Below are 26,691 nucleotides of genomic sequence, written 5' to 3' on the forward strand. Positions count from 1 at the left end.
TCGTCGGACCGGCGGAGAGCCGCGAAGCCGCACGGTCGACGATCGCCGATCGGCGGTCAGCGCGGGGATCCCTGGGCCGACGACCTCTCGGACTCGAGAACTCGTTTCGTCGACTCGTCGACCTCGACCAGGTGACAGAGGGGGTTTCCGGGGTAGACGACGGGGTTCTCGAGGACGCCGATAAGCAGACCGGTGAAGGGCGCTTTCACGCCGACGGCGTCCTCCTTGAACGGGTTGGTGATCGTCGCGATCCGCTCGCCCTCGTGGACCAGCGAGCCGCTCTCGGAGTGGGTATCGACGATCCCGCCGGAGTCGGCGCGGAGCCACGTCTTCTCGCCGGAACCCGCGACGATCGTTCGCCAGCCGGGCCAGCGGACCGCCTCCGTCTCGAGCATGCCGTACTCCGCGAACGCCGACCGGACGCCGGCGAGCGCGTCGTCGATGAGCCGTCGCTGGAACCGGTGTGCCTCGCCCATCTCGACGGTGATCGTCGGGATGCCGTCCGCGGTCGCCTCCCCGCGGAGGGTCCCGCTCGGACCGTCGCTGTCGATTATCACGCTCGAGCCGAACGCCATCGCGAGGCGGTACACCCCCTCGTCGGTCATGTCGCCGCGGGCGTGGAGCATGTTCGTTCGCCCCCGCGTCGAGGTGTGAAAGTCGATCCCGAAGTCGCACGGCTCGATGAAGTTCGCGTAGATCCGGTGGGCCATCCGCTTCGAGCTCGTCGACCCCGGTTTCCCCGGAAACGACCGGTTCAGGTCTCGGTCGTAGACCGGGAGGTACCGCTGTTGGGCGAGGAAGCCGGGCACGTTGAGCACGGGCAGACAGACGAGGGTGCCGCGGAGCGCCGAGAGGTCCCACTCGTGGGCGACCTCCCGAACCACCTCGATCCCGTTGAGCTCGTCGCCGTGCGAGGCCGCGGAGAGGAACGCGGTCGGGCCGTCGCGCTCGCCGTTGACGATCGTCACCGGGATGCGGACGGGGTCGCCGAGGTACGTCTCGCTGATGCCGTAACGGATGTTCTGCGTCTCGCCGGGCGGGACCGCGCCGCCGTTGTACGTGAACGCCCGGTCGTTTCCCATGTCTCACGCGAACGGGGGGGCGGGTATATACGTGACGCACGGGGTACGGACGTGTCAGACTGAGCGTAATCGTGTGAAACGATCGGACCAGTTTTCATCCCGGCCGTCACACTCACCAGCATGACCACGGACCCGGTACGGGTGGGCGTGCTGTCGTTACACAACAGCAAGGAGACGAAGGCGATCTGTAACGCGGTCGAGGGGCTCGGGCACGAGCCGGTGTGGCTCCGCGAGGAGAACGCGGCGATAAGCGTCGATGACGGCGACGTGTCGGTGGAACCGGCCGTCGACGTCATCGCGAACCGGCTGCTGTTGTCGAACACCGACCAGCCCGCGGAGCTGCTCGGGCTCGCGGCGACCTTCGAGCGGATCCGTCCGATGTTGAACGAGCCGAACGCGGTACTGGCGTCGATCCACAAGTTCGCGACCGCGGCGACGCTCGCCGACTGGAACATCCGCGTGCCCGACGCCCTGTTAGCGCTCTCGAACGACCGACTCAACGAGGACCGCGAGCGCTTCGGCGACGTGGGCGTGTACAAGACGGCGATCGGCACCCACGGCGGCGGCACGTGGAAGGTCGACCTCACGGAGCGGGTGAACCCGAAGGTGGGCAACCGCCAGGCGTTCCTCCAGCAGCTCATCGACCGCGACGACGAGAAACACCGGGACCTGCGGGTGTACGTCGTCGGCGACGAGATCATCGGATCGATGTACCGCTACGCGCCCGAGGGCGACTGGCGGACCAACGTCGCGCTCGGTGGCGCGGTCGAGGACGCCACCGACGACATGCCCGAGGAGGCCGCCGACACCGCCCTGTACGCCGCGGAGGTGATGGGGCTCGACTACGCCGGCGTCGACCTCGTCGAGGGGTACGACGGCTGGTACGTCCTCGAGGTCAACCCGACCGCGGGGTTCAAGGGCCTCTTCGAGGCGACCGGCACGAGCCCCGCACCCCACATCGCCAAGCTGGCGATCGAGACCGTCAACGGCGAGGTCGACGACGACGACGTGGAACGGATCGCGGGAACCCTCGACGACTCCCGCCCCTCGTGTGCGCCGAAGCCGAAGTCACGCCCGTCCGAACAGCCCGTCATCGGCTACATCGAGGAGGTCGTCGCCACCGGCACCTCCGGGTCGGTACAGGCGTTCGCGAAGTCGGACACGGGTGCGACCCGGACCAGCATCGACACCTCGCTCGCCGCGGAGATCGGCGCGGGGCCGATAAAGAGCATGACGCGGGTGAAATCCGGCAGCGTGAAGGGGGGGAAGGCCCGCCCAGTCGTCGACCTCGTCATCGGGATCGGCGGCAACCAACACACCGTCACCGCGAGCGTCGAGGACCGCGGGCACATGGACTACCCGCTGCTTCTCGGCCGGGACATCCTCTCCGACTACCGCGTCAACGTCCGGAAGCGCGCGGACACCGACGAGACGGAACGCGGCGAGTCCGGCGAGATCCTCGAAGAGGAGGAGTAAGGGGCCGATGTCCGACGACACCCGGATCGTCGACCTCGAGGCCGTCCCCGAGAACGGGTCGTACCGGTTCACCGCCGAGGACCCGTTCGCGACCGAGACGGAACTGATCCTCGTGCGCTGTGCGGAGGAGCCGGGGGTGCGTGCGTGGACCAACACCTGTCCGCACGAGAGCCAGCGGCTCGACGCCGGCGACGGCGCGGCGGTGCGGGAGAACGCGATCGTCTGTCCGCGACACGGGTCGCTCTTCGACGCCTGCTCCGGCGAGTGCGAGAACGGTCCGGCGGCCGGGACGACGCTCCCAGGAGTCGACCTCGCGGTCGAAGACGGCGCAGTCCACCTAGCCGACGACCGCTACGCGTTCCTCCGCGAGGGCGGGATCGACGACGACGAACCGGGGTCGACGTCGCACGTCTCGTTTTGAGTCGTCGGGAGTCGCGTTGATCCGGACGTCCTGATCGCGTCCGTCGTCGCCGTTCCGCGCGGAGGAGTCGACGAACGGTCGACCTGAGACGATCCGATCGGGAGGATCGCCCGGCCGTACAGTTATGGGAGAGAGCGACGAACCGCGGAATATGCTCGGGTCGCCCTCCCTCTCGGTCGAGTGGATCGCGGTCGGTTGTCTCCTCACGATCGTCGGGTGGCTGATCAGGTTCCGCGGGTGGACGTTCCTGCTCGCGGGATACGACGGAACGTCGTCCGTCCCCGACGAAGTCGTCGCGGAGGTCGCGGGCAACACCGTCCTCCGGATCGGGCTGGCGGGGATCGCGGTCGGCGTCGTCGTCGCCCTCGTTGATGCCCCGGCGTTCCTCCCGACGGTGTACGCGATCGCGGTGCTGTTCGCGGTCGCCCGACTGCTCTACCGGCTCCACACGTACACGCCGACGAAGGCCGCCTGAGGCTACGACTTTCGGCGATGCGACTCTCGAGACTACGACTCGTACTCGGCCCAGACGTACCGCGTCCCGTAGCTCCGGTAGGGTCGCCACGCCTCGGCGATCTCGCGCATCTCCGCCCGCGAGAGGTCCTCACCGTCGTTGTACACCCGCTCTAACCCCTTCCGCACCGCGAGATCGCCGAGCGGCAGCACGTCCTCGCGACCGAGCGCGAAGATGAGGTACATCCGGGCGGTCCACTCGCCGACGCCGCGGATCTCGGTGAGCGCCTCGACGACCGCGTCGTCGTCGGCGGCGGCGAATCCCTCCCGAGTGAGGTCGCGTTCGCCGTCGCGGAACGCCGCCGCGGCCGACCGCAGGTACTCGACTTTCGTGCGGCTGAGGCCGGCCTCCCGGAGGTCGTCCTCGTCGGCGGCCAGCACGCGGCCAGGGGTCGGGTCGCCGCCCAGGACGCCGAGGAACCGCTCGCGGATCGCCGCCGCGGAGGCGGTCGAGAGCTGCTGGTTCACGATCGAGGTACAGAGGCGCGCGAACTCGTCGTCCGCGGGCTCGACGGCGAGCCGGCCGTGGCGGTCGACGAGCGCGGCCATCGTCGGGTCCTCGCGTAGGGTCGCCGCGATTCGATCGTCCATCGACCCGACGTTGGGCGCGGAGACACGTGTACGTTTCCGGTCGCGAGTGGAGTCGACGAACCGATCGTCGACGCACAAATAAACTAACATTTAGTTTCTCGTTTGGGAAATGGAAACGTTGAACCGGAGCGCTTGCGACCCTCCCGTATGCGACTCGAAGACGTTCAGCGGATCGCGGTACTCGGGGCCGGAAACATGGGACACGGCATCGCCGAGGTCGCCGCGCTCGCCGGCTACGAGGTCGCGCTCCGCGACATCGAAGAGGAGCTGGTTCGGGACGGCTACGACCAGATCGAGTGGTCGCTCGGCAAGCTCGCAGAGAAGGATCGACTCAGCGACGAGGAGGCCGAGGCGGCGCTCGACCGCGTGGAGACGTTCGTCGACCTCGCGGACTCGATTTCGGACGCCGACGTCGTGATCGAGGTCGTCCCGGAGAAGATGGGAATAAAGAAGGACGTGTACGACGAGGTGGTCGAACACGCCCCCGAGCAGGCCGTCCTCGTCACGAACACCTCCAGCCTCTCGATCACCGAGCTCTCGGAGGTCACGGACCGACCCGAGCGGTTCTGCGGGATGCACTTCTTCAACCCGCCCGTGCGGATGGACCTCGTCGAGGTCATCTCCGGGGCCCACACCGACGGGGAGACCCTCGAGCTGATAGAGGGCCTCGCCGAGGAGATGGGGAAGACGCCCGTGCGCGTCCGCAAGGACAGTCCGGGATTCGTCGTCAATCGCGTCCTCGTCCCGCTCATGAACGAGGCGGCGTGGATCGTCGAGTCCGGCGACGCGACGGTCGAGACCGTCGACTCCACGACGAAGTACGACATGGGGCTCCCGATGGGCGCGTTCGAGCTCGCGGATCAGGTCGGGATCGACGTGGGGTATCACGTGCTCGAGTACATGCACGAGGTGCTGGGCGAGGCGTACCGCCCCTGCCCGCTGCTCGTCGAGAAGGTCGAGAACGAGGACCTCGGGAAGAAGACCGGGTCGGGATTCTACGACTACGAGGACGGGGGTGTGGAGGTCCCGACCGGCGAGGGCGACGAGGACGTTCGGCGACGGCTGCTCGCCGTGATGGCCAACGAGGTCGCCGGCCTGGTCGGCGACGACGTGGCCGACGCCGCCGACATCGATCGGGCCATGCAGCTCGGAGCCGGCTTCCCGGACGGGCCAGCGAAGCTCGCCGACGACGAGGGGCTCTCCGCCCTCCGTGACGTCCTCGACGCCCTCCACGAGGAGACCGGCGAGGCACGCTACGAGGCGACCGAGTACCTCCGGGAGGCGGCCGAGGCGGGCGGCTTCCACGGAAACGGAGCCGAGGACGGGGAAAACGCGGGCGACGCCGCCGACTACGACACGCTCTCGGTCACCGTCGACGGGCGGGTCGGCCACGTCGAGATCGACCGTCCCCACCGGATGAACACCATAAGCGACGAGCTGCTCGATGAGTTCGGGTCGGCGATCGACCGGCTCGACGCCGACGACGAGGTGCGAGCGATCCTCGTGACCGGTGCGGGCGACCGAGCCTTCTCGGCCGGCGCGGACGTCCAGAGCATGGCCGCCGGGGGGGCCGACCCGATCGACGCGGTCGAGCTCTCCCGAAAGGGACAGCGAACCTTCGGAAAGCTGGAGGAGTCGGACAAGCCCGTGATCGCCGGGATCGACGGTTACTGTCTCGGCGGCGGGATGGAGCTCGCGACCGCGGCGGACCTGCGGGTCGCCTCCGAGCGCTCGGAGCTCGGCCAGCCGGAGCTGAACCTCGGACTGCTCCCCGGCTGGGGCGGAACCCAGCGGCTCGCCCGGATCGTCGGCGAGGGACGCGCGAAGGAGATCATCCTCACCGCCGACCGCTACGACGCAGAGACCATGGCCGAGTACGACTTCGTCAACGAGGTCGTCGGAAACGACGAGCTCGACGATCGTGCCTGGGAGCTCGCCGAGCGGCTCGCCGGCGGCCCGCCGATCGCCCAGAAGTACACGAAGCGGGCGATCCACGCCGGACGCGCCGACGCGGACGCCGGACTGGAGGTGGAGGCGATGGGCTTCGGCCACGTCATGAACACCGACGACCTCATGGAGGGGGTCACGGCGTTCATGAGCGACGAGGAGCCGGAGTTCGAGGGGAAGTAGGAGCGCGTCCGCCGCTCGGACCGATCGATCGTCGAGGGGAGAAGCTATATTTCGGTTGACATCAAACGCTCACGGGAACATGAACGGAGTAGACGGGAAGACGGCGGTCGTCACGGGAGCGGGATCCGGGATCGGACGGGCGACGGCCCGCCGCCTCGCCGAGGAGGGTGCCGACGTCGTCGTTGCGGACGTGATCGAGGAGCGCGGGAGAGAGACCGTCGAGTCGATAGCGGCCGACGGCGGGAACGCGACGTTCGTCGAGGTCGACGTCTCCGATACCGAGGCGGTCGAGCGCATGGTCGACGTCGCCGTCGAGACGTACGGGGGGCTCGATCTCGCGGTCAACAACGCGGGCATCCTCACCGGATTCGCCGAGGTCACCGACATCACGGAGGAGCAGTGGGACACGCTGATGGACGTCAACCTCAAGGGCGCCTGGGCGTGTATGAGGGCCGAACTCGACGTCATGGAAGAGGAGGGGAGCGGCGTCATCGTCAACGTGGCCTCGGAGGCCGGCCTCGTCGGGATGGGCGGACTCGCAAGCTACTCGGCGAGCAAACACGGCCTCGTCGGGCTGACGAAGACGGTCGCACTGGAGTACGCAGGCCGGGGCGTCCGGGTCAACGCCATCGCGCCGGGCCCGACGGACACGAACATCGCCGAGAACATGCGGGGCGGCGTCGACCCGTCCACCCTGCCCTTCGACACGTCGACGATGAGCGAGGTTCCCATGGGTCGGAGCGCGGATCCCGAGGAGATGGCGGGCGTCGTCGCGTTCCTCTGTTCGGCGGACGCCTCCTTCATCACCGGCGTCACGATCCCGGTCGACGGCGGGCAGGCGGCCGACTGAGCGAGTAGAACGGGATCGTCGCTGGCGCGGTTCCGCGCCAGCGACTCCCTCGCACGCGCTCCTCGCGCCCGTTCGGGCGCTCGGAGACGCGCGCCACCGCTCGGACGATCACTCGTCTCTTCACCCGTACTGACCGGGTTCTTCACCCGTACTGACCGCACGGCCGCTCGGCCGCCGTGGCGTCGTCGGATCCCGTTCGTCGGATCAGACGTACCCTTCCTCGACGAGCAGCTCGCCGTTCAGGATCGACGCGCCGGCCGCGCCGCGGATCGTGTTGTGTGCGAGGCAGTTGTACTGGACCCCCTTCGTCGTCGACTCGACGCCCCCGGCGACGATGCCCATCCCGTCGGCGTACATCCGGTCGAGCCGGGGCTGCGGGCGGTCCGGCTCGTCGGGACCGAACACCTTGATGAGCTGGTCGGGCGAGCTCGAGAGATCGGCGCTCTCGAACGCGCGCATGGCGTCTCGGACCGCCGCCGGCTCGGGGTCGTCGGCCAGGTCCGCGAACACGTTCTCGAGGTGGCCGTCGAGCGTGGGGATCCGGTTACAGGAGGCGACCACGTCGGCGTCGTGAAGCGACAGTTCCGCGCCGTCGAACGAGCCCAGCAGCTTGCGCGACTCCGTCTCCATCTTGTCCTCCTCGCCGCCGATATGCGGGATCGCGTTGTCGAGGATCTCCATCGACGTGACGCCGGAGTAGCCCGCCCCGGAGACCGCCTGAAGCGTGGAGACGTGGACCGCCTCGAGTCCGAACTCGTCGAGCGCCGCCAGCGTGGGAACCATCGTGATCGTCGAGCAGTTCGGGTTCTTCACCAGCGCACCGTCCCAGCCCCGCTCGTCGCGCTGGACGTCGATCAGCCCGAGGTGGTCCGGGTTGATCTCGGGGATGGTCAGCGGGACGTCCCCCGCCATCCGGTCGTTCGAGGAGTTCGAGGAGACGACGTATCCCGCCTCGAGGAACGGCGGCTCGACCTCGGTGGCGACGGAGGAGGGGAGCGACGAGAAGAGCAGGTCGACGTCGGCGTCGGCGATCGCCGCCGGCTCGGTCGCGACGACCTCCATCTCGGCGACGTCGTCTGGGATCGCGGTGTCCACGCGCCACTTGGCGGCCTCGCGGTAGCTCAGGCCCGCACTCTCCGGGCTCGCCGTCACGGCCGCCAGTTCGAAGATCGGGTGGTCATCGAGCAGTTGGATGAATCGCTGACCGACCGCACCGGTCGCACCGAGGATACCGACTCGTACAGACATTGCGTGACTGTGAGAGGCAGTCACGTAAGTGCGTTCGGATACGCGGCGATCGGGGCGCCTAATTATATATTTAGGAGTCGCAGTTGCCGGGAATGTCCGAATTCGGCGCGCTCTCAGTCGTCCCGCCGCTGCTCGCCATCGTGCTGGCGATACTGACCCGGAAGGCGGTGTTGTCGCTGTTCCTCGGCATCTGGTCGGGGGCCGTGATCTACACCGGCGGGATCGGGATCGTCCGGACGTTCGAGTGGATCGTCGCCGCGCTCTCCGACGAGTTCCAGGCGACGATCCTCGTGTTCACGCTGCTGCTCGGCTCCGGGGTCGCCATGGTGTGGAACCTCGGGGGGACGTACGCGGTCCGCGACTGGGCGACGGAACGGCTCGACACCCAACGGAAGGCCGGGCTGGCCGCGTGGGCGCTCGGGATCCTGATGTTCTTCGACGACTACGCAAACACCGCGATCGTCGGCTCGGCGATGAAAGACGTCTCCGACGGGCTTCGGATCTCCCGCGAGAAGCTGGCGTACATCGTCGACTCCACGGCCGCGCCGGTCGCGACGCTCGGTATCTCCTCGTGGGTCGCGTTCCAGCTCTCGCTCATCACGGAGGGGTACGAGACCGCGGGCGTCGCCGCCGGAGACCGCCCGAGCACCTTCGAGGTGTTCCTCTCCGCGATCCCGTTCAACATGTACGCGATCCTCGCGATCGTGATGGTCGTCGTGATCGTGGGAACGGGACGCGACTACGGCGAGATGCTGACGGCCGAACACCGGTCGTGGACGGCCGGCGAGGTCACACGTCGGGGAGCGGTCCCGATGCAGGACGTCGCGACCGAGCTCGGCGAGCCGCCGGCGTCGACCCCGCGGCTCGTCAACTTCTTCGCGCCGGTCGGCGTCCTCGTCGTCGTCACGCTCGCCACCGCGCTGGCGACCGGCGGGTTCTCCGCCACCGCGTTCGGTTCCGACCTCCTCGCCGGGGACGCGACGGCCGCCGGCGGGGCGCTGTGGGACGCCGCGCTCGGTGCCGCCTACGAGGTGGCGCTGACGATCGGCTCGTTCGCGATGGTCGCGACCGGCTTCCTCCTCGGGAAGGCGTACGACGTCTTCGGCGTCGGCGACGCCACCGAGTACGCCATCGACGGCTTCGGGATCATGATCACCGCGGTCTCCATCCTCGTGCTCGCGTGGGGGATCGGTGAGGTGATCTCCGCACTCGGGACCGGCGAGTACGTCGCGGAGCTCACCGTCGGAACCGTGTCGCCGTCGCTGCTCCCGGTGCTCGTGTTTCTGGTCGCGGGCGTCATCGCGTTCTCAACGGGCACCTCTTGGGGAACGATGGGGATCCTGACGCCGATCGCGATCCCGGTCGCCTGGCAGGTCACCGGCGGCGGTGCGGCGGGTCACACGCTCGTCGCCGTAATGGTCGGCGTCATCTTCTCGGGGGCGATCTTCGGGGACCACAGCTCGCCGATCTCCGACACCACCGTTCTCTCCGCGACGTTCACCGGGTCCGACCTCATCGATCACGTCCGCACGCAGCTGTACTACGCCGGGACGGTCGGCGTCGTAGTCGCGGTACTGTTGCTCGTGTGGGGGGTCACCCGCGTGACGCCGTTCGCGCTGTTACTGCTCGGCGCGGCGATGATCGTCGGGCTCGTCTACCTCCTCTCGGAGTTCGACGCGAAACGGAGGGGGATCGAGCCGGTGTCGGTCGACGAACCGCGGGCGGAGGACCCAACTGAGAGCGTCGACGGAACGACCGAGTGACCGCCGCTCCGTTCCCGACCGCGTTCCGACGACCGGTCGTTTAAATCACCGGGTCGCGTACGACGGAACGCGTGCCCTCAGTCCCCGCCCGAGTACTCCCGGCTGGGAGCGATGACCGCGCGGAGAACCCAGGCACGTGACATCCGGTCGCGGAAGCGACCCGCCCGTCGCCGCGCAGGCGACCGCCCGCCACGAGGGTTTCCCGGTCGACGCGGCACGCTGCCGGAGATGAGACCGGTCGTTAGTGTCGCGGGCGTACATTTCACGGGTGATAAGTACTCTCTCAACCCAGTCAACAGTATGTTTTTGCGGGAGTAGCCGCAACATTTGGGCATGGCCAGGGGAGAGTCCCGGCGGATCGTACACGGGCTGATGAGCGAGCCCCATATCCGGGGGCGTCGAATCAGCGTCCGCCAGGTGTACGCCCTCGTCGAAGAACGCGGTGAAGATCCCGAAGCTGTTGCCGACCGGTACGATCTCGACATGGCTGACGTGTACCACGCGCTGGCATACTATCACGACCACCCACGGGAGATGCGTGCGGCCGAACGAGAGCGCGAAGACGCGATAGTGGACTTCCACGACTCGATCGATCGCCCCGAAGGTGTCGATCCCGACGCTTCCTGAAATGGATGGATGGATGGCGTTTCCTTCTCGACGAGAACATCGATCCAAAGACGGCGACGTATCTGGAGAAAGAAGGAATCCACGCCGAGCACGTCCGCGATGCGCTCTGGCAGGGAGCCGATGACGAGGCGGATGTCCTACCGTACGCGCGGGAACACCAACTGATCACCGTAACGAGTGACGTGAAAGACTTCGGTGGACTACCGCCAGATGCCCACGCAGGCATCGTTCTCCTCTACGACGATACGATACCGGCGTATCAGGTTGCGGCTGGTCTTATTACGATGGTCGATACGTATCCGACCCGAGATGCGTTCGGTGGACGAGAAGAACTCGATCCATGGGTTTGAGCAGGTTATCTGTTTCACGGGTTTGAGGCCTTCAAAACAGGTACTACACTTTCACCGAGCCTACTAGTAGATATTCGTCCGGTAGTGTTTCGGGCGTACATTTTCTGCATACTATTAGAATTATTTGTGAATAATATTAATTACTTCTACTGAAATTTACTGTTGGGACAGATCATCCCACTACGAGCTTTTTCTCGTTGTATTTTCCGAAAATAGCCGATGATGACGAGCGTGGAATGATGTCTGCCGGGAACACTGTATATTCGACCAGATGGTTAAGTATCACAGGCCGTGTTTAGACACCTCTGAGTGACCTGCAGGTGACATCCTCTCCGCCGTAAACGGCGGAGCTTCCCACAAGCGAAAGCTTGCTAGTTTGGGAGATTTACGGTTTAACATTCCCGAGGGAATGCTGGCAGTGCCACGCTACCGTTACCCCTATCCTCGGCGGTGAGGCGGGGATTCGGGGGTATCTTGGGCTTCTTACACCCTGTTCGTCTGATGGAAGGGTGCCTTCCACGACGAAAGGGCGAATCCCGATACTGTCTCATTGGGATAGGGCGAGTAGACCGCCTCGGTTAGCATTCAACACGTCGTAGAATCCCTTAAAACCACATGCGGGCGCTGTATCCCCGCGCTGAAGCGCGAGGTTTTAGCGCCCTATCCCGCTAGATAACTGTCAGCTCCGGTCACGACAATGTGCGATCCGAACGATTGAGAAGATAATTCTCAAACAGTCGGTTCGATGTTCTGGTTCATCCGAAACAGGTTCTCCGGGTCCCACTCGCTTTTGAGCTGAACCAATTCGTCGTGGTTTCCGCGGTACGCGAGTTGCTCCTCGCCCGTTTCCTCTGTGATGAAGTTTACATAGGTACCACCTGTTGCGTACTGAGTCATCTCGTCGTAGAGATTGCGAGCCCACGCGATACACTCCTCGTCGAGTTCGGGATCCTCCCACCGTGTGTGGAGATTCATCAGGAACTCGGCGTCCCGATGCGGATAGGCCGTCCCGTCGGTCGGCACCTCGTTTATAACTCCACCCAACTGGGCGATGGCGATTTCGCTGTGATTCGTCGGCATTCGCTCCATGTACTCGACGAATTTCTCGATCATGCCGTCGGTGATCGTCTCGAAATTGTGGGACTTCCAGTAGTTGCGGGCACCGGGCTCAAGCAATCCATCGAAGGCCTGCTGCCAGCCGACGTACGTGTGTGGTGAGATGACGTCCACGATGGGCTCGCCGATCGCACGGAGCGGTTGCAGAGCTTCTTCGCCTTCGTCTATGTCTCCCGCGTAGAACGCCGCGAGGATGAGTACCTTCTTCCCATGCCACTCCTCGGGAAGGAACGGGAGCGGTGGTGCGTGCCGAAGTACCGCCCAGACCGTCACGTCGTCAGCGACGTCGGACACGAACTCCCGATACGCGTGGAGAATTTCGCTCGCGTCTTCGAACGGATAGACCAGCAAGCCGGAGAGAACCTCTGGACCGACCTCGTGGAGTTGGAATTCGAACGAGGTTACGATTCCGAAGTTTCCACCACCGCCGCGGATGCCCCAGAAGAGGTCCTCGTTTTCGTTCTCACTAGCGTGAACGAGGTCGCCGTCGGTGGTAACGACGTCGGCCGACAGGAGGTTGTCGGCAGTCAGACCGTACTTGCGTGAGAGCCACCCGAATCCACCACCCAGAGTGAGCCCGGCAATACCGGTCGTCGAGTTGTAACCGACGGGCGTGGCCAGTCCGAATGTCTGCGCCTCGTGATCGAACTCGGCCAGGGTCGCGCCGGGTCCGACGCGCGCGGTCTTCGCGTCGGGATCGACGCGGACCGAGTTCATCGGCGAGCAGTCGATCACGATGCCGTCGTCACAGACGGCGTTGCCCGCGACGTTGTGGCCACCCCCCTTTACCGAGACGAGCAGGTCGTGTTCCCGGGCGAAGTTCACGGCCGAGATCACGTCAGCGGCTCCCTCACATCGAGCGATAACTGCCGGCTCCCGGTCGATCATCGCGTTCCATATCGTCCTGGCATCCTCGTAGCCCGACTGGCCCGGACGGAGGACCGTCCCGCGGAATCCTTCTCCAAGCGCTTCGACCGCTGCTTTGTCTAAGAGGTCTGAGTCACCCATGAGTAGAACCAGGGGACGAAGTGACGTCATGATTCCTTGAGAAATTTTTTCACGCCGTGAAATTGAACCCGACGGTGGGCGGTATCGTCCTATACCACCCTTCCACGAGTCATCTAGGCTATCAGAAGGGCGTCGTGGAACGATTCACGATGGCCTGATTTCACAGCGTTTGCCGGTGAATTGGATGGTACCTTGCGATGCGTCAGTATCAAAGGCAGTAAATACTCAGCGAGTATTGAAATAACTCTGATCTGTGTAAGAGACCACGGATACATGGAGACTGCCGCGGTCAAATTCTTTGTATGTTGGTAACGATAGTCACATCCATGATCAAAGACACCCATCCTCCCCGCGACCTGCTCATCGAGGTCGTCAGAAGGGCGCCGATGATCGGGGTCTTACGAGAGGAGCCATTGGATCGGCGTGATCTCGAACGGCGCCTGGAGATTTCGAAGTCGACCGCTCATCGAAACACCACCTCACTCGCCGAGCGTGGTCTCGTCGAACGAACGGAGGGGAGGTACACCCTCACCGAACTCGGTGCGGCGGTCGCAGACGTCGTCGCAACGTTCGAGGCGGACATGCGAACGGTCATGCGACTCGCCCCGTTGTTCGACGCTGTCGCCGGTCTCCGACCTCGGTGCCCGATCAACGCCTTCTCGGACGCGACCGTCACGACGGCGGATCAGGGCGATCCGTTCGGTCCGCTGGCTCGGTTCGTTTCTCTCGTTACGGAAACGGACACGCTGCGGATGTTCGATTCCTACGCTGTCGCCCCGACCTACATCGACGAGGTCCACGGTCGGGTGCTCGACGGTCTGGAGACGAAGGTCATCGAACGCCCGGAGGTTGCCGAAGACATCATCGAGAACTATCCACAGAAGTGTGTCGAGCTCTGCGCGAGCGAGTTTCTCACGATGCGGTTACACGACGAACTTCCCTTCGGACTCGTTATCCTGGACGCCCGAATCGGCGTCGGTGTCCGCGACCCGGATACGGGAACCCCTCGTGCATTCGTCGATACCGAGGACCCGGAAGCCCGTGCGTGGGCAGAGACGCTCTTCGAATCCTACTGGTCCGATGCGACGCGACTGCGGCGTTTCAATCCGAAGGCACTCCGGGAAGCGATCGAGCCCGGCGCGTAAAAATTGACTAACGCGAAACGGGTCCCTACCGATCCGGGCCTTCGACGGGCTCCCCCCGGTGGAAGATGCGCGACACCGGAAGACCGGCACAGTCGGCGTGCTCGTAAAGCGTCTCCTCCGACTCGGCCCTGAAGTGACAGAGAGTTGCCGTCACCATGTCCTCCTCGTTCGTCATGATCTGTGATTCGACCCAGTCGATACCCTCGCCCTGGTCCCGCACCGTCTCCACCGCGGCGATCGACCGTTCGCTGGCTCGTTCGCGCTCGGCGTGTGTCACTGGCGGGTCGATCTCGCGGAGGATGAGATAATCCTCCAGCTCCTTGTCGCTCATCAGTCGTCCCTCCGCTGGCGTCTTCGGGTCGATTCGTTACGGTTCGTCGGCGTTGGCATGTCTCGATGAGACATAGCAGACGGTACGGGGCGTCGGATTTTGTAGTTAATCGGTGGAATTTTCCCCCCATACGGGACGCTCCAATGAAGTGGAACGACTCAGTCTTGCCGGATGAACGAGTGGTGCGACTCGGGACGGTATCGTTGCGAGGTACTGCATCTCGCCTCCCGACGATACGATTCGAATGTGGATTCGGCCCGGTTTCGGGTGCGTCGGTGTCCACGTACACCTGTACGACACCGCTATCGGCGTCTTAGCCACCGATTCACGCGTGGTCGTCGAATATGAATGCGCCGTAGAGATTCACAGGTCCTGAACGACCCCGAGTTGCTGAAGTATCCCCAGCATATCGACGTTGATCCACGCTTCCGTGATCACCCCGTCGTCGAGGCGGTACATCTCCATGGCCGTCGTCTCCATCTGTTCGCCCGTCGGCTGGATCCCCAGGAACTCTCCCTCGTGCGTTCCGACCCCCACCAAACGAGCGACCACCGTGTCACCGTCGCCGACGAGGTGAATTTCGGGATGTCTCAGGTCCGGAAACCCCGTCCGGAACGCACGGACGACCCCTTCGAAGCCCTCCGGACCGTGCAGCTCTCCCGGGACGGGTGGAACGTGGCCGACGAAGTCTTCAGCGAACAATTCGTCCACCAGACCGACGTCCCCGTCGTCGAAGATTTCAGTCGGAATTCGACGGACGATCGCTTGGTTCGTTTCGACCGTGCTGTCGTATACTGTCATGGTTTGTCAGCATTCGAAGACACGCTCGCAGGAAACGTCATGATCCCGGACGAAAGAATTTCGATCGGTGAAACCGGTTCGCTGCTGGATCGCTGTTCGGAAGAGAGCGTCAGCCGAGATGGGCCTCAGGCGGTCGCGTCGTCGGGAAGCAGGTCCGTGTTCTCCGCCGGGGAGAACTGACGGGCGTCGGCCCGGTGACGGTCGAATACCGAGATGGCCCATTCTCGGGCGTTTGGATCGTCAGTATCGATGACGGCTTCGAGCAACCCCGTTTCTTGGTTGTGACAGCAGATCCCGATGCGGTCGTCGAAGATACCCAGGCCACACCGTTCCTTGTCGGGGATGGCATCGTGCAGGAGTATGGTGCAGTTGTCGCACGACGCAGCTTGAGCGACCCGTTCCGGGTCCCATTCGATGGTCGCACGCAAGACTTCCGGCGGGTAGATGTACTCGTAGTCCATCCCATCCATCACGCACCGGCAGATGGTCTCGTTGTTGACTGATTTGAAGATGGTGGTTCCGAATCCGCGGAGCTTCGTGGTTCCTTCGACCAGTTGGCTGACGCGCTCGACCGGCTCGTATGGGTATCCCGGGCCTGGATACGAGACGACCGCATCGGCAAACAGATCGACTGAGAACCCCTCCATTTCTCGCGGAATATACTCCCACACGTCGCGGAGTTCCCGTTCCGTTTCCATCGCACGCTGCAGGTCCTGGAAGCGTTCTACCACGTACTCACCGAGCGGTGTCAACTCGTACGTCGAGCCGTCCCTGACGATCCATCGTCTGTCGTCGAAATCACCAAGGATTCGACCGATGGTCGGTGACGATGCGCCGGTCGACGAGCACAGCTCGTGACGTTTCTTGGGCTCCTCGGCCAACGTAGCGAGTACTCCTATTCGGTGCCCCGACCGCGCGAGATACGCGATGTCATCGATTGGTGACTCTGTCTCCTGGCGTGGTATGTCATCCCGGCCCATGACTGGATTACGTAATCCAACGTGAAAGCGATTGGCTCTCTGATGCGACGCTTAGTGGCTGATCAGTCGTATCGTCCGCAATCAGCGCCTGAGCAACGAATTCTGGAATTTGCGATGTGAATTCAACATTTCGCCAAGAAGATATCTAAAGCTTCCTACATTCCGTCTCCCATTCGATTCCCTGGCTAAACGGCACGAGACGCGCGATTTCACTTCCACTGAGCCTACTATAGATTCTCGGTCGGTAGTGTTGCGGGCGTACATTTTGAGTATGCTAGTAAAATTATCTGGGTATAATATACACGAATCAACATCAGTCGATTAGAGGGATCGATTATCCCGTAAGGAGCCCTTATCCAGTCGTATTCTCGGGAAACGCTTGATGATGGGAGCTTGGAATGAGGACCACCGGGAGTACTATTTCTTTCTCATCACCTGATGTCGGTGCTGAATAGAGGCCGTGAATTCGGCAAGAGTGGGGACAGGGATTCACTACGCACCCACACCGTCACTATTGGATTCAACGGTATTCGTCCGAGGAATGCCCCGTTCGGAGAGATCCAATCGTCGGTTGCGGGCTTCGGCTGGCAAGAGTCCCCCGACGGCACCAGGTTCGATGGGCTACATATTCCGATAGAACGTCTCGTAGTTGCCGTCCGTAACGACGTACAGTTCCGCCCAAAATCCGACTCCACCGCCAGCGTCGACTTTCTCGTTGTACCACTTCCACGCTGGAACGTGAAGGTCGTCAGTATTGTGCGCGAAGCGTTTCAGATCCTCAAGCGATCGCTAGTACTGAATGGCCGCACCCGAGCGGAGTCTTATGAATGCAGGTTGGTACCCCAGGAATCCGCTGTCGGGATCAGCCTCAAGACGATCGAACATTTTGTGAGCTTCCTGAGGGCTATGATCTACCTGAGGATCGCACGAAGTTTGTTGAGCCGCATTCCGTTGATGTAAATCACGATCTTCCCTCAACATCCGTAATTAGACGCTCGCCTTCAGCGTGTGCCATAAGTGAACACAGGTCACGAACTCGTCTTCCGCTTGAGGGGGCCGGTTACCCATTTAATCAAAAAGGCTCATCGTACTCAAAAGGTGTGGAGTAAAAGAGCGTCGGGCCCGATTCGCTTATATGAGTATCGAACACGAAGAGAGCCAGAACAAAAAATCTGAGACCGCTAATAATGGTCGTTGGCACCAAGTAAGCATTCTCGGTGAACTTGTCGGCGGAGCGCTCGTAGCAGTGTCGGGTCTTGCGCTGTTCACCGTACTGAACGAACGAGAATTTGAAATCGTCTCACCGTTTGCTGTCGCCGGGTTTTTTCTCCTCGTTGTTGGGTTGTGGGCGTACTATAGGTCTGAACGCACCTGGTTTGGTCGGCTTGGAAAGCTGAGTTACTGGACCATGTCCGGCGGCACTGTCGTAACTGCTATTTCGCTCCCGATCGCCGAATACGGCCCAGGGGTTGCCTTCATCGGGTTTTTGTTTGGGCTTCTCGTCACAATGATCGGTGCAATCGGCTTTGGGATTGCGATGCTCCGCGCCGACGTTACTCCACGGGTTGCCGCATGGCTCTTGATTTTGGCGCTCCCGATTGGCGTTCCACTCACTATCGCCTTTACCACGTATGTAATGGGAGAAGGTGCTGATCCGTGGGGCGGACCAATGGTATTCTACGGACTTGCTTGGGTAGTGTTAGGGCATCATCTTCGGACCGGTGAACAGAATGACTAATATGTTACCCAGACGTGCTGTGCTCACCGTTCTGCTGATTACACTCTTGTCAGACTACTAGGTTGAGGACGCCAATGCCAACTACTCAAACGAACGGAATCGAGACGTACTACGAACGACGGGGTGACGGACGCCCGGTCGTCTTCATTCACGGCGCGATCATGGACAACCGTATGTGGGCGACTCAGATGGACGTCCTCGACGACGAGTTCACGACAGTCGCCCATGATGTCCGGGGGCACGGTCGAACCGGTGGGTCGGACGTGCCGACCTACACGGTTGACCTCTACGTTGAGGATCTAGACGCGCTGCTCACGGCGCTCGACCTCGAACGGCCCGTGCTGTGTGGTCTCTCGCTGGGGGGATGCGTCGCGCAGGCGTACGCGGCAACGTATCCCGAGAAGGTCGCCGGCCTCGTGTTGGCCGACACGTTCACCCAGGCACCGCTCGGCCTCACTGGGCGGCTCCTCTTTACAAATCTCCGGGTCTTCGCCGCCCTCGACCGCGTCATCCGGTACAAGTCGCTCAACCGCTTCCAGATGCGCGTCGGCAATCTCATCAAACCCGGAGTTGTAGGCGAAGGGGGGACCGTCCAGGAACTAATCGACACAGGCCCGACGATTTCCCACGTGGAGTTCGTCAAGATCGTCAACTCGCTCGTTGCCTTCCCTCGTGGTGGCAACGTCGACCTCTCGCAAATCGACGTACCGGCGCTCATCCTCTACGGCGAGGACGAGCCGTCACTCATGCGCTACCATGCGGTACTGATGGGCGAGCTCATCCCGAATACGGCAGGAGTCACCGAAATCCCCGACGCTGGGCACGCCTCGAATATCGACAACCCGGCGTTCTTCACGGAAGCGTTACAGAAGTTCCTCAATGGGCGGGTCTACAACGACTAGTCCGGGGAACCTGCAAACTAGAGGGCAAGGCGAAATTAGATAGGTTGATACAGCTTCTGCCTATCCATTCTCTGTCGGAAACGGTATGCTGATCTCCGAGGGTAAGTCTCTCGCACCGTCAACTACGGACAACAGGTTCACCGGTAGAGGCTGCGGTATTTGACGAGTTCGGCGCTAATCTCCCGACTTTCCAGGAGCGCGAATCCAGCGATGATGATCCCGAAGCCGACGAGGGTCAGGGGCTGGATGCGCTCGCCCAGTAGTACCCACCCGATCGCCAATGCGACGATGGGGTGAGATACGTCGTCAGGTTTGCCTTCAACGGACCTACCTCACCCATCAACACGAGGTATATTACGAGTCCAAACACCCCGATGAAGATGCTGAGATAGACAACCATCGCCACTGCCAGCGGCGTCGGTTGGATGTGCGCAATCGATTCGCCGACTGCGAGTGCGAATACGACATGGACGGTCACCCCGACCACCATCGCCCAACCGGTGAGCGCTGGGATTGGCATGGAAGTCCGGCTTCGTCGGACCAATACGGCCCCAAGTTCAACAATGACCACACCGACGACGAAGAGCAATTTCCCGATGAGTTCCGGGTTGAGAAAGCCCGCCGGATCGGACGGATGACGACGGCGATTCCGACGAAGCCCAGGAAAACACCGACGTAGTCGCGGCCAGCGAGCCGCTCGGCCGGAAGGAGCGGCCACGCGAGCACCGCAGTGATTATGGGGGCGAGACTGAAGATGATCGCAGCGACGCCGGCGGTGATGAACTGCTGGGCGACGAAGCCGATCCCCGTTCCGCCGACCAGAAACAGCCCTCCGGCGAGCACCGCTGTCACGTCCGGTCGAGACCGGGGATACCAGTACTCCGTCGTTGCGCCGACGTAGACTAGCAGTAGAGCAGCGGCCAGGTAGCTCCGGGTCGCTGCAAAAAGCAGTGGTGGAATGAACGACAAGCCGGTCTTCACTGCCGGGAAGGCTGTCCCGAACAGGAGTGTGACGAGAAGGAACAAGCCGATAGTCCGGTTGCGAGACAAGGTGAGAGCTTATTTTTTTGCGGACGCACAAAATAAGACGGCCCGCTCTCTTCCGTTATGAGTGTCTCAGATCAGCCAATTCATTTCCTCCCGGCCTACTAGTAGAAATTCGTCCGGTAGTGTCGCGGGCGACATTTCAGGTACGCTCCCCGGACGACGCTCGTACGACCCGTTTGAGGACGAGGAGCCGAATGTTCACCCAGACACTGTCGGTGCGATCGTGCGGGAGTAGCAGCGACGCATCGACACGGCGGGGAGAGACGGCCGCGGCCGGCGGATCGGACGCGATCTGTCGAGCGAACATCATACTCGTGGCCGTCGAATCAGATCGGAAATTCTGAGAGAAAGAACCACACACGACCGCCCGAATGCGGTCGTATGGACGGAAACGGACCGGCGGATCCGCCTTCGTCGACGAACGCCGAACCGCAGGTCTCGCTTGAGGTCCTCCCGTTACACTCGACGACCCTCCTGACCGTCCTCGACGAAAACGGGACCGTTCGGTACGAGAGTCCCGCGATCGAACGGATCTACGGGTTCGACCAGGACGAACTGGTGGGCGAACAGGTCGCCGACTACGTCCATTCGGAGGATCGCGACGTGGTCGTCGCCGCGTTCCGGGCCGTCGTCACCGGCGACGACCACGTCGAGGCGGTCGAGTACCGACACGAACGGGCCGACGGAACGTACACGTGGGTCGAATCCGTCGCCTCGGCGAACCCCACGCCCGACGGGAACTACGTCATCAACACCCGCGACGTCTCCGCACAGAAGGAACGTGAACGGCAGCTGGAGGCCACGAACGAGCGCCTCGACGAGTTCGCGAGCGTCGTGAGCCACGACCTGCGCAACCCGCTGAACATCGCACAGGGCCGAGCGGCGTTCCTCGCCGACGACTGTGAGAGCGACCATCTCGAGGCGGTAGAGCGGGCACACGACCGAATAGACGCGCTGATAGACGACCTCCTGACGCTGTCTCGCGTGGGCGAACGGGCGTCGCAGACGGAGTCGATCGCGCTCGCAGCGCTCGCCGAGACCTGTTGGCGAACGGTCCCGACGGCCGACGCGACCCTCGTGACCGAGACCGACCGGAACCTCCCGGCCGACCGGCGTCGCCTGCGACAGCTCCTTGAGAACCTCTTTCGGAACAGTGTCGAGCACAGCTCGACTAGCAGCCGGGATCCGACGGAGCCCGGCGAGAGCGTGGAACGCGGTTCCACGAGTAGTCGGACTTCGCCCGACGACAGCGTCGAGCACGGCGGACGGAGCGTTACCGTGACGGTCGGCGGACTCGACGGCGGGTTCTACGTCGAGGACGACGGCTCCGGCATTCCGGAAGCCGACCGGGAGAACGTGTTCACCGTCGGCTACTCCACCGCCGATGAGGGCACCGGGTTCGGACTCCGTATCGTCAAGCAAGTGGCGGAAGCCCACGGCTGGGACGTCCGTGTGACCGACGGTACCGAGGGAGGAGCACGGTTCGAGTTCACCGGGGTTCCGACGACCGACGGATAGCATCGGCGCGCTCGACGATCGGCTTCAAACGAGACGTCGATAGGGAGTCGGCCCCTTCGGCTCGAATCCGCGCGGCCATCTCGATGTAACGGACTGTCGATCGTCGTTTCGAGGTAACAGCGATCGGTCGGGCCGAATTCGAACCGCGAGGTCTTCGTGCCGCTCGACCTCTGGGCTCGAACCGTCTGCTCCGCGTTCGCGTTTTGCTCCACTCCGTTCCGCAAAACTCTCATGGGTCGGGGCGGATTCGAACCGCCGACCTGCTCCGTGTGAAGGAGCCGTCATAACCGGACTAGACCACCGACCCGTGCGGTCAATCGTTCCCGACGTCGGGACTTAAGGGTTGCTTTGTCGCTCACGTTCGGGGCCCGCCGGACACGTACCTTCTTGCCCGCGCGGGCCCACGATCCTCTCATGTCCGTCCGACTGTACGCTCTCGAGGGATGTCCGTGGTGTGAGAAGGTTCACGACGCGCTCGCCGACGCCGGGATCGAGTACGAGACGACGTGGGTCGACGCGTTACACTCCGATCGAGACGAGGTCAAGCGGGTGAGCGGCCAGCGTGGGGTTCCCGTCCTCGTCGACGACGAGCGCGGCGTGACGATGGCCGAGAGCGCGAACGTTCTGGAGTACGTCGAGCGAACGCTCGCATGACGATCTACACCGGCCGCGGCGACGACGGCGAGACGGATCTGCGCGACATGAGCCGGGTGTCGAAGTCCAGCCACCGGATCGAGGCGTACGGCACCGTCGACGAGGCGAACGCGCTGGTCGGGACGATCCGCCCCACCGGCCACGACGACCTCGACGAGGTGCTCGAAGCGGTCCAGAACCACCTTCACGTGGTCCAAGCCGACCTCGCGAACCCCGATCCGGACCCCGACGACCCGTCGGTCGAACCGGACCACGTCGAGCGGCTGGAGGGGTGGATCGACGAGTTCGACGGGGAGTTGGATCCGCTGCGGTCGTTCGTGTTGCCCGGTGGCGGTCCCGCTGGCGCGGCGCTCCACCACGCCAGAACGGTGGTCCGCCGAGCCGAGCGGCGGACCGTCGAACTCGCGGCGTCAGAGCCGATAAACGAGACGACCGTCACCTACCTCAACCGGCTCTCGGACCTGTGTTTCACCCTCGGGCGGGTGGCGAACGCGCGCGACGGCGAATCCGAGGAGTCGCCGTCGTACTGAGCGAGCAGCGCCCAACGCGTTCCGATCGTCGGCTCGGGTCCCTAACGTGTGATTCCCTCGCACGCGATCTCCACAAAGCATATATCCGTCCTCGGACAAAGGACAGATATGAGCAAGCACTTCGAGGACGCGCGGTACTACCTGGGTCGAGCGGCAGAACACGCGAAGGCTGGCGTCAAAGAGGAGCTCGAACCGCTCCAGGATCGGGTTTCGAAGCTCGTCGGCGACGAGCCCGAGGAGGAGCCGGAGCCGTCGCGGCTGGAGAAGCTCCAGGCGGACCTCAAATCGCTCGAGGAGCGCGCCGAGGGTGAGGCCCGCGAGGCCGTGAAGTCGGCGCGCGAGCGCGTCGAGGCCTACCGCAAGCGCGACGAGCAGCCGTCCGAATAATCCGGAGCGGACGACCCCTCGTTTTCGATCGGTTGACCTCCTCTCTCAGCGTGGGCCCGTCCTCGTTTCGCTCAGTACAGGTGAAGAAGCGAGAGATTCGCGGTGCGGTGGCGCGCCGGTGAGCGCCCGACGGGCGCGAACCGCGCGCGAGGGATGCCGCGAGCGCTGAAAGCGCGAGCGGCGAGGCTGGGGAGGCGTGAGGTGCGGGTGCGTTCCCGCGAGTGGAACGAGCGGGAGCATGGAAGTCGCAGCCCGCGCAGCGAACGAAGTGAGCGCAGGACCGTCTTCCGGTGGTGCGGTCGGGCGGGGCTCAAAGGGGCAGTCGCGAGGGCGAAGTCCGACGAAGCACGCACTGAGGGAGCGAGCACCGCGAGCGACCGGAGCGCACAGCGAGTCGCACGAGTCCTCGCGACTAGGGCTTTAGAGATGTTCATCATCCCAATACCGATCCCATTCTCATCACCCCGATCTCTACTGAAACACCCGTACTACAAGCACGTCGACGCGCCCGATCGTTCCATCACGAACGTAAGATATCTCCCGTGAGCGATCCGGTGTCACCCCGGATCGGAACGGCCGTCTACAGGTCGTGATACGCCTCGATCGCCTCCCGGTACGCCGCCGGAATCGGACGGGAAGACCCGTCGTCGTCGACGGCGACCTGGACCGACTCCGCCTCGGCGACCACGTCCCCTTCCGCTCGGACCTCGTAGGTCATCGGCACGCTCGACTCGCCGAGTTCGGGCACGTCGACCTCGACGGCGACCGCACCGCTCTCCAGTTCGACCGGCCGCCGGAACTGGATGGACACCGACGCGAGGACGGTCGCGACGGCCGAGAGGTCCGCGTCGAGGACGTCCCGGAAGTAGTCCGTCCGCGCCTGTTCGAGGTACGTCGCGTACACGGCGTTGTTCACGTGTCCCATCGCGTCGATGTCGCGAAAGCGGACGGGAACGTCGGTGATGTACGTGCTCATGTCCACATCTCACCGGGCCGTAATATGTACGCGTCGGAAGCGCGACGAGCGGCCGGGAAGCGTCAGTACAGCAGTTCGTCGTCGTTCTCGATCATGTACAGCGCGCGGGCGGCGATGTTGACCGCGTGGTCGCCCACGCGCTCGAGGTCGCGGATCGTCAACAGCAGCCGGGAGACGTTCGCCATCGTCGCCTCCACGTCAGCGTCCTCGTCGAGGTGGTCCTGCTCTATCAGGTCGCGAACGACGAGGTCGCTCGCCGCCTCGCACGCCGCGTCGAGGTCGTCGTCCATCTCGGCGACCTCGTGACACCGGCTCGGGTCGGACTCGGCGTAGGCGGCCATCGCGACGTCGAGCATCTCCAGGGTGTCGTCGCCGATCCGCTGGACGTCGACGTCCGGGAACACCTCGCGTTCGGCCTCGTCGGCGTACTCGCCGAGGTTGGTCGCGAGATCGGCGATCCGCTCGAGGTCGGTGATGATCTTGAACGAGGCCGCGATGAAGCGAAGGTCGCCGGCGACCGGCTGTTGAAGCGCGATGAGGTCCGTACACTGCTGTTCCAGCTCCAAGTAGAGCTCGTTGACCTCGGCGTCGCCCGTGATCACGCGTTCGCCGAGTTCGGCGTCCTGCCGTTCGAGGGCGTCGAGGCCCATCCGGAGCCGGTCGGCGACGAGTTCGCTCATGTAGAGCACGTCGTCGCGAAGGTTCTCCAGTTTCGTCTGATACTGTTCCCGTGGCATCGTCTCGGTCGTAGACCACGCCGGACGGTTAAAAACACGTCGCCGATCGCCCGACGGCGATCACGCGGTCACCGCAGCGTCGGACCCAACGGGCGGTACCTCGCGCCCTCGGCGACGCTCGTAGTAACGTTTTGCCGAGAGCCCGAGGGAGACGCGATCGTCCGCCCGCCGTCGCCGGGCAGTCGGCGATCCGTCAGACCGATCGTGAAACACTTACTACCGGTGTTGTAACAGGCACCATTAATTATAAATAGTCACAAATAACACGATCTGCCATGGAGGACAGTCGTTCACACGACGCGAGTCGGATCGGATCGGGCGTCTCTCGCCGTAAGTTCATCAAGGCCACGGGGGCCGGAGGGGCGGCAGCGAGCCTCTCGGGATGTATCTACGGCGGCGACGGCGGCGGGGGCGGCGGCACGTCCGTGACGATCGCCATGGGATCGACCACCATCGAGGACATCAGAGAGGACATGCCGGGCCTCCTCCACGAGAACGGTCTCAGCGAGGAGATCGAGATCGAGTTCAGCGAACAGTCCAACGACACCGGCGAGCAGCGGGACCAGTACGTCTCGCTGCTCCAGGCCGAGGAGACCAGCCCGGACCTGTTCATGATGGACACCGGGTGGGCGAACGTCTTCATCCAGCGCGGCTACCTCGCGAACCTCACCGAGGAGTTGGACGACGAGACGCTCTCGACGATCAACGAGGACTACTTCCAGGCGTTCACCGACACCGTCCGAGACACGGAGAGCGGCGACCTCTTCGGCGTCCCGCTGTTCCCGGACTACGCGGTGATGCTGTACAACAAGAACTACGCCCGCGAGGCGGGCTACACCGACGAGGACTTCGCTCAATGGGAGAGCGAGCCCATGACGTGGCAGGAGTGGGGCGAGATGGCCCAGGAGATCGTCGAGGTCTCCGACGCCGAGTTCGGCTTCTCGACGCAGATGGACATCTACGAGGGAACCGCCTGCTGTAGCTTCAACGAGGTCATGACCTCCTTCGGCGGCGCGTACTTCGGCGGCGACGAGAACCTCCAGGGTCCCGTCGGCGACCGCCCGGTCACGATCGACGAGCCGGAGTTCATCGAGGCGCTACGCATGATGTACACGCTCGCGGCGTCCGAGGACGACGAGAACACCCTCGACGCGTACCCGACCGGCCTCGCCTCTTCGGACATCACGTCCTGGACGGAGAACCCCTCGCTCGCACCGTTCACCGAGGGACAGGCCGCCTTCCACCGGAACTGGCCGTACGCGATCGTCGAGGCGCTCACCGGCGACTACGAGAGCTTCGACGACGAGAGCGACCTCGGCACGATGCCCATGCCGTACGCGGTCGAGGACGGCGAGGGGGCGTATCCGGGCACCGGCGGCTCGACCTCCGCACAGGGTGGCTGGCACCTCACGATGAATCCGAACTCCGAGAACAAGGAGGCGGCACTGGAGGTGCTGCGGGCCACCACGCAGGACGACTTCAACATCGGCATGCTCGAGACCATCGCGTGGCTCCCGCCGAAACCCGCGCTCTTCGAGGCGGACACCGTGACCGACCCCGAAAGCGTCGGCGTGGTCGCGAACTACATGAGCACGCTCCAGGTGGCGGGGCAGGGCGCGATGCCGCGGCCGGTCACGACCGAGTGGCCGTCCCAGTCGACGACGATCGCAGAACAGGTCAACGCCGCCGTGGCCGGCGACACCAGTCCCGGTGACGCCGCATCGGCGCTTCAAGACGCGATAGAGGCCAGCGAGGAAAGCTGATCTAACG

At 63.8% G+C, this 26,691-nt stretch carries 28 protein-coding genes and 1 tRNA gene; 16 read left to right on the top strand and 13 right to left on the bottom strand.

Translation table 11 applies throughout. The features are described from left to right. Nucleotides 1-56: 56 nt before the first annotated feature. Nucleotides 57-1,082, bottom strand: a complete 1,026-nt coding sequence (locus tag NO889_RS07245) for a succinylglutamate desuccinylase/aspartoacylase family protein (RefSeq protein ID WP_256411620.1) — start codon at nucleotides 1,080-1,082, stop codon at nucleotides 57-59. A 120-nt stretch (nucleotides 1,083-1,202) separates the two neighbouring features. On the opposite strand from NO889_RS07245, the gene NO889_RS07250 reads away from it, so the two are divergent. The 3 genes from NO889_RS07250 to NO889_RS07260 all read left to right on the top strand — a co-directional run bounded on the left by NO889_RS07250 (nucleotide 1,203) and on the right by NO889_RS07260 (nucleotide 3,454). Beyond that, nucleotides 1,203-2,558, top strand: coding sequence for a RimK/LysX family protein (locus tag NO889_RS07250; RefSeq protein WP_256411621.1), 1,356 nt, complete (start codon nucleotides 1,203-1,205; stop codon nucleotides 2,556-2,558). A gap of 7 nt (nucleotides 2,559-2,565) precedes the next feature. Continuing rightward, nucleotides 2,566-2,979, top strand: coding sequence for a Rieske (2Fe-2S) protein (locus tag NO889_RS07255; RefSeq protein ID WP_256411622.1), 414 nt, complete (start codon nucleotides 2,566-2,568; stop codon nucleotides 2,977-2,979). 151 nt (nucleotides 2,980-3,130) lie between these two features. Beyond that, the gene (locus tag NO889_RS07260) at nucleotides 3,131-3,454 is read left to right on the top strand and encodes a DUF3784 domain-containing protein (RefSeq protein WP_256411623.1); all 324 of its coding nucleotides are present in this window, start codon (nucleotides 3,131-3,133) and stop codon (nucleotides 3,452-3,454) included. A gap of 32 nt (nucleotides 3,455-3,486) precedes the next feature. Here NO889_RS07260 and NO889_RS07265 read toward each other — a convergent pair whose 3' ends face one another. After that, nucleotides 3,487-4,083, bottom strand: a complete 597-nt coding sequence (locus NO889_RS07265; protein ID WP_256411624.1) for a DNA-3-methyladenine glycosylase family protein — start codon at nucleotides 4,081-4,083, stop codon at nucleotides 3,487-3,489. A gap of 147 nt (nucleotides 4,084-4,230) precedes the next feature. On the opposite strand from NO889_RS07265, the gene NO889_RS07270 reads away from it, so the two are divergent. Then, nucleotides 4,231-6,213, top strand: coding sequence for a 3-hydroxyacyl-CoA dehydrogenase/enoyl-CoA hydratase family protein (locus NO889_RS07270; RefSeq protein WP_256411625.1), 1,983 nt, complete (start codon nucleotides 4,231-4,233; stop codon nucleotides 6,211-6,213). Between the two features lie 79 nt (nucleotides 6,214-6,292). After that, complete coding sequence (locus NO889_RS07275; protein WP_256411626.1) at nucleotides 6,293-7,063, top strand: SDR family NAD(P)-dependent oxidoreductase; 771 nt, start codon at nucleotides 6,293-6,295, stop codon at nucleotides 7,061-7,063. 204 nt (nucleotides 7,064-7,267) lie between these two features. Here NO889_RS07275 and asd read toward each other — a convergent pair whose 3' ends face one another. Continuing rightward, nucleotides 7,268-8,311 carry an aspartate-semialdehyde dehydrogenase gene (asd, locus tag NO889_RS07280; RefSeq protein WP_256411627.1) on the bottom strand — a complete coding sequence of 348 codons (1,044 nt, stop codon included), beginning with the start codon at nucleotides 8,309-8,311 and terminating at the stop codon, nucleotides 7,268-7,270. 92 nt (nucleotides 8,312-8,403) lie between these two features. Between asd and NO889_RS07285 the strand changes: the two genes are divergently transcribed. The 3 genes from NO889_RS07285 to NO889_RS07295 all read left to right on the top strand — a co-directional run bounded on the left by NO889_RS07285 (nucleotide 8,404) and on the right by NO889_RS07295 (nucleotide 11,051). Further along, the gene (locus NO889_RS07285) at nucleotides 8,404-10,074 is read left to right on the top strand and encodes a Na+/H+ antiporter NhaC family protein (protein ID WP_256411628.1); all 1,671 of its coding nucleotides are present in this window, start codon (nucleotides 8,404-8,406) and stop codon (nucleotides 10,072-10,074) included. Between the two features lie 333 nt (nucleotides 10,075-10,407). Continuing rightward, nucleotides 10,408-10,701, top strand: a complete 294-nt coding sequence (locus NO889_RS07290; RefSeq protein ID WP_256411629.1) for a DUF433 domain-containing protein — start codon at nucleotides 10,408-10,410, stop codon at nucleotides 10,699-10,701. 5 nt (nucleotides 10,702-10,706) lie between these two features. Further along, nucleotides 10,707-11,051 carry a DUF5615 family PIN-like protein gene (locus NO889_RS07295; RefSeq protein ID WP_256411630.1) on the top strand — a complete coding sequence of 115 codons (345 nt, stop codon included), beginning with the start codon at nucleotides 10,707-10,709 and terminating at the stop codon, nucleotides 11,049-11,051. Between the two features lie 729 nt (nucleotides 11,052-11,780). Here the strand turns inward: NO889_RS07295 and NO889_RS07300 are convergent. After that, nucleotides 11,781-13,175: an FAD-binding oxidoreductase gene (locus NO889_RS07300; RefSeq protein WP_256411631.1), complete on the bottom strand. Its 1,395-nt coding sequence runs from the start codon at nucleotides 13,173-13,175 to the stop codon at nucleotides 11,781-11,783. 326 nt (nucleotides 13,176-13,501) lie between these two features. Here NO889_RS07300 and NO889_RS07305 point away from each other — a divergent pair, with 326 nt between their 5' ends. Continuing rightward, nucleotides 13,502-14,320: a helix-turn-helix transcriptional regulator gene (locus tag NO889_RS07305; protein ID WP_256411632.1), complete on the top strand. Its 819-nt coding sequence runs from the start codon at nucleotides 13,502-13,504 to the stop codon at nucleotides 14,318-14,320. Between the two features lie 25 nt (nucleotides 14,321-14,345). Here NO889_RS07305 and NO889_RS07310 read toward each other — a convergent pair whose 3' ends face one another. From NO889_RS07310 to NO889_RS16535, 4 genes are all read right to left on the bottom strand, one after another. Next, complete coding sequence (locus tag NO889_RS07310) at nucleotides 14,346-14,651, bottom strand: nickel-binding protein (protein ID WP_256411633.1); 306 nt, start codon at nucleotides 14,649-14,651, stop codon at nucleotides 14,346-14,348. 363 nt (nucleotides 14,652-15,014) lie between these two features. Next, nucleotides 15,015-15,452 carry an ester cyclase gene (locus tag NO889_RS07315; RefSeq protein WP_256411634.1) on the bottom strand — a complete coding sequence of 146 codons (438 nt, stop codon included), beginning with the start codon at nucleotides 15,450-15,452 and terminating at the stop codon, nucleotides 15,015-15,017. A gap of 125 nt (nucleotides 15,453-15,577) precedes the next feature. Then, entirely contained in the window at nucleotides 15,578-16,432 is an 855-nt protein-coding gene (locus tag NO889_RS07320; RefSeq protein ID WP_256411635.1) for a helix-turn-helix transcriptional regulator, read from the bottom strand. A gap of 621 nt (nucleotides 16,433-17,053) precedes the next feature. Beyond that, nucleotides 17,054-17,206 (bottom strand): monooxygenase family protein, encoded by a 153-nt coding sequence (locus tag NO889_RS16535; protein WP_379787514.1) that lies wholly within the window; start codon nucleotides 17,204-17,206, stop codon nucleotides 17,054-17,056. 361 nt (nucleotides 17,207-17,567) lie between these two features. Between NO889_RS16535 and NO889_RS07325 the strand changes: the two genes are divergently transcribed. Together NO889_RS07325 and NO889_RS07330 are read left to right on the top strand one after the other, a co-directional pair. Further along, a complete protein-coding gene (locus NO889_RS07325) occupies nucleotides 17,568-18,170 on the top strand; it encodes a hypothetical protein (protein ID WP_256411636.1) in 603 nt (200 codons plus the stop codon). A gap of 74 nt (nucleotides 18,171-18,244) precedes the next feature. Continuing rightward, nucleotides 18,245-19,072, top strand: coding sequence for an alpha/beta fold hydrolase (locus tag NO889_RS07330; RefSeq protein ID WP_256411637.1), 828 nt, complete (start codon nucleotides 18,245-18,247; stop codon nucleotides 19,070-19,072). A 235-nt stretch (nucleotides 19,073-19,307) separates the two neighbouring features. Here NO889_RS07330 and NO889_RS07335 read toward each other — a convergent pair whose 3' ends face one another. Beyond that, nucleotides 19,308-19,592, bottom strand: coding sequence for a hypothetical protein (locus tag NO889_RS07335; protein WP_256411638.1), 285 nt, complete (start codon nucleotides 19,590-19,592; stop codon nucleotides 19,308-19,310). Continuing rightward, complete coding sequence (locus NO889_RS07340; RefSeq protein WP_256411639.1) at nucleotides 19,547-20,098, bottom strand: DMT family transporter; 552 nt, start codon at nucleotides 20,096-20,098, stop codon at nucleotides 19,547-19,549. Before NO889_RS07340 ends, NO889_RS07335 begins: the two co-directional genes overlap by 46 nt. Before the next feature lie 402 nt (nucleotides 20,099-20,500). Between NO889_RS07340 and NO889_RS07345 the strand changes: the two genes are divergently transcribed. Continuing rightward, nucleotides 20,501-21,637, top strand: coding sequence for a sensor histidine kinase (locus NO889_RS07345; RefSeq protein WP_256411640.1), 1,137 nt, complete (start codon nucleotides 20,501-20,503; stop codon nucleotides 21,635-21,637). Nucleotides 21,638-21,869: 232 nt separating this feature from the next. Here NO889_RS07345 and NO889_RS07350 read toward each other — a convergent pair. Continuing rightward, nucleotides 21,870-21,944 (bottom strand) — tRNA-Val (locus NO889_RS07350). A 107-nt stretch (nucleotides 21,945-22,051) separates the two neighbouring features. On the opposite strand from NO889_RS07350, the gene NO889_RS07355 reads away from it, so the two are divergent. The 3 genes from NO889_RS07355 to NO889_RS07365 all read left to right on the top strand — a co-directional run bounded on the left by NO889_RS07355 (nucleotide 22,052) and on the right by NO889_RS07365 (nucleotide 23,208). After that, the gene (locus NO889_RS07355) at nucleotides 22,052-22,291 is read left to right on the top strand and encodes a glutaredoxin family protein (RefSeq protein WP_256411641.1); all 240 of its coding nucleotides are present in this window, start codon (nucleotides 22,052-22,054) and stop codon (nucleotides 22,289-22,291) included. Then, nucleotides 22,288-22,821, top strand: a complete 534-nt coding sequence (locus NO889_RS07360) for a cob(I)yrinic acid a,c-diamide adenosyltransferase (RefSeq protein ID WP_256411642.1) — start codon at nucleotides 22,288-22,290, stop codon at nucleotides 22,819-22,821. The genes NO889_RS07355 and NO889_RS07360 overlap by 4 nt, the downstream gene beginning before the upstream one ends. 108 nt (nucleotides 22,822-22,929) lie before the next feature. Beyond that, nucleotides 22,930-23,208, top strand: coding sequence for a DUF7553 family protein (locus tag NO889_RS07365; RefSeq protein ID WP_256411643.1), 279 nt, complete (start codon nucleotides 22,930-22,932; stop codon nucleotides 23,206-23,208). A gap of 580 nt (nucleotides 23,209-23,788) precedes the next feature. Here the strand turns inward: NO889_RS07365 and NO889_RS07370 are convergent. Both NO889_RS07370 and phoU read right to left on the bottom strand, forming a co-directional pair. Beyond that, nucleotides 23,789-24,184 (bottom strand): acyl-CoA thioesterase, encoded by a 396-nt coding sequence (locus NO889_RS07370; RefSeq protein ID WP_256411644.1) that lies wholly within the window; start codon nucleotides 24,182-24,184, stop codon nucleotides 23,789-23,791. A 62-nt stretch (nucleotides 24,185-24,246) separates the two neighbouring features. Further along, on the bottom strand, nucleotides 24,247-24,921 hold the full coding sequence (gene phoU / locus NO889_RS07375; RefSeq protein WP_256411645.1) for a phosphate signaling complex protein PhoU: 675 nt from the start codon (nucleotides 24,919-24,921) through the stop codon (nucleotides 24,247-24,249). Nucleotides 24,922-25,196: 275 nt separating this feature from the next. On the opposite strand from phoU, the gene NO889_RS07380 reads away from it, so the two are divergent. Beyond that, nucleotides 25,197-26,684, top strand: coding sequence for an extracellular solute-binding protein (locus NO889_RS07380; protein ID WP_256411646.1), 1,488 nt, complete (start codon nucleotides 25,197-25,199; stop codon nucleotides 26,682-26,684). Nucleotides 26,685-26,691: the final 7 nt, after the last annotated feature.

The sequence above is a fragment of the Halorubrum rubrum genome, assembly GCF_024494685.1.
In the GTDB taxonomy this organism is placed as follows: domain Archaea; phylum Halobacteriota; class Halobacteria; order Halobacteriales; family Haloferacaceae; genus Halorubrum; species Halorubrum rubrum.

What these genes read in the sequence shown, in the direction of transcription:
- NO889_RS07245 (WP_256411620.1), bottom strand. Translation starts at nt 1,082, where the DNA reads ATGGGAAACGACCGGGCGTTCACGTACAACGGCGGCGCGGTCCCGCCC.
- NO889_RS07250 (WP_256411621.1), top strand. Translation starts at nt 1,203, where the DNA reads ATGACCACGGACCCGGTACGGGTGGGCGTGCTGTCGTTACACAACAGC.
- NO889_RS07255 (WP_256411622.1), top strand. Translation starts at nt 2,566, where the DNA reads ATGTCCGACGACACCCGGATCGTCGACCTCGAGGCCGTCCCCGAGAAC.
- NO889_RS07260 (WP_256411623.1), top strand. Translation starts at nt 3,131, where the DNA reads ATGCTCGGGTCGCCCTCCCTCTCGGTCGAGTGGATCGCGGTCGGTTGT.
- NO889_RS07265 (WP_256411624.1), bottom strand. Translation starts at nt 4,083, where the DNA reads ATGGACGATCGAATCGCGGCGACCCTACGCGAGGACCCGACGATGGCC.
- NO889_RS07270 (WP_256411625.1), top strand. Translation starts at nt 4,231, where the DNA reads ATGCGACTCGAAGACGTTCAGCGGATCGCGGTACTCGGGGCCGGAAAC.
- NO889_RS07275 (WP_256411626.1), top strand. Translation starts at nt 6,293, where the DNA reads ATGAACGGAGTAGACGGGAAGACGGCGGTCGTCACGGGAGCGGGATCC.
- asd (WP_256411627.1), bottom strand. Translation starts at nt 8,311, where the DNA reads ATGTCTGTACGAGTCGGTATCCTCGGTGCGACCGGTGCGGTCGGTCAG.
- NO889_RS07285 (WP_256411628.1), top strand. Translation starts at nt 8,404, where the DNA reads ATGTCCGAATTCGGCGCGCTCTCAGTCGTCCCGCCGCTGCTCGCCATC.
- NO889_RS07290 (WP_256411629.1), top strand. Translation starts at nt 10,408, where the DNA reads ATGGCCAGGGGAGAGTCCCGGCGGATCGTACACGGGCTGATGAGCGAG.
- NO889_RS07295 (WP_256411630.1), top strand. Translation starts at nt 10,707, where the DNA reads ATGGATGGATGGCGTTTCCTTCTCGACGAGAACATCGATCCAAAGACG.
- NO889_RS07300 (WP_256411631.1), bottom strand. Translation starts at nt 13,175, where the DNA reads ATGGGTGACTCAGACCTCTTAGACAAAGCAGCGGTCGAAGCGCTTGGA.
- NO889_RS07305 (WP_256411632.1), top strand. Translation starts at nt 13,502, where the DNA reads ATGATCAAAGACACCCATCCTCCCCGCGACCTGCTCATCGAGGTCGTC.
- NO889_RS07310 (WP_256411633.1), bottom strand. Translation starts at nt 14,651, where the DNA reads ATGAGCGACAAGGAGCTGGAGGATTATCTCATCCTCCGCGAGATCGAC.
- NO889_RS07315 (WP_256411634.1), bottom strand. Translation starts at nt 15,452, where the DNA reads ATGACAGTATACGACAGCACGGTCGAAACGAACCAAGCGATCGTCCGT.
- NO889_RS07320 (WP_256411635.1), bottom strand. Translation starts at nt 16,432, where the DNA reads ATGGGCCGGGATGACATACCACGCCAGGAGACAGAGTCACCAATCGAT.
- NO889_RS07325 (WP_256411636.1), top strand. Translation starts at nt 17,568, where the DNA reads ATGAGTATCGAACACGAAGAGAGCCAGAACAAAAAATCTGAGACCGCT.
- NO889_RS07330 (WP_256411637.1), top strand. Translation starts at nt 18,245, where the DNA reads ATGCCAACTACTCAAACGAACGGAATCGAGACGTACTACGAACGACGG.
- NO889_RS07335 (WP_256411638.1), bottom strand. Translation starts at nt 19,592, where the DNA reads ATGCCAATCCCAGCGCTCACCGGTTGGGCGATGGTGGTCGGGGTGACC.
- NO889_RS07345 (WP_256411640.1), top strand. Translation starts at nt 20,501, where the DNA reads ATGGACGGAAACGGACCGGCGGATCCGCCTTCGTCGACGAACGCCGAA.
- NO889_RS07355 (WP_256411641.1), top strand. Translation starts at nt 22,052, where the DNA reads ATGTCCGTCCGACTGTACGCTCTCGAGGGATGTCCGTGGTGTGAGAAG.
- NO889_RS07360 (WP_256411642.1), top strand. Translation starts at nt 22,288, where the DNA reads ATGACGATCTACACCGGCCGCGGCGACGACGGCGAGACGGATCTGCGC.
- NO889_RS07365 (WP_256411643.1), top strand. Translation starts at nt 22,930, where the DNA reads ATGAGCAAGCACTTCGAGGACGCGCGGTACTACCTGGGTCGAGCGGCA.
- NO889_RS07370 (WP_256411644.1), bottom strand. Translation starts at nt 24,184, where the DNA reads ATGAGCACGTACATCACCGACGTTCCCGTCCGCTTTCGCGACATCGAC.
- phoU (WP_256411645.1), bottom strand. Translation starts at nt 24,921, where the DNA reads ATGCCACGGGAACAGTATCAGACGAAACTGGAGAACCTTCGCGACGAC.
- NO889_RS07380 (WP_256411646.1), top strand. Translation starts at nt 25,197, where the DNA reads ATGGAGGACAGTCGTTCACACGACGCGAGTCGGATCGGATCGGGCGTC.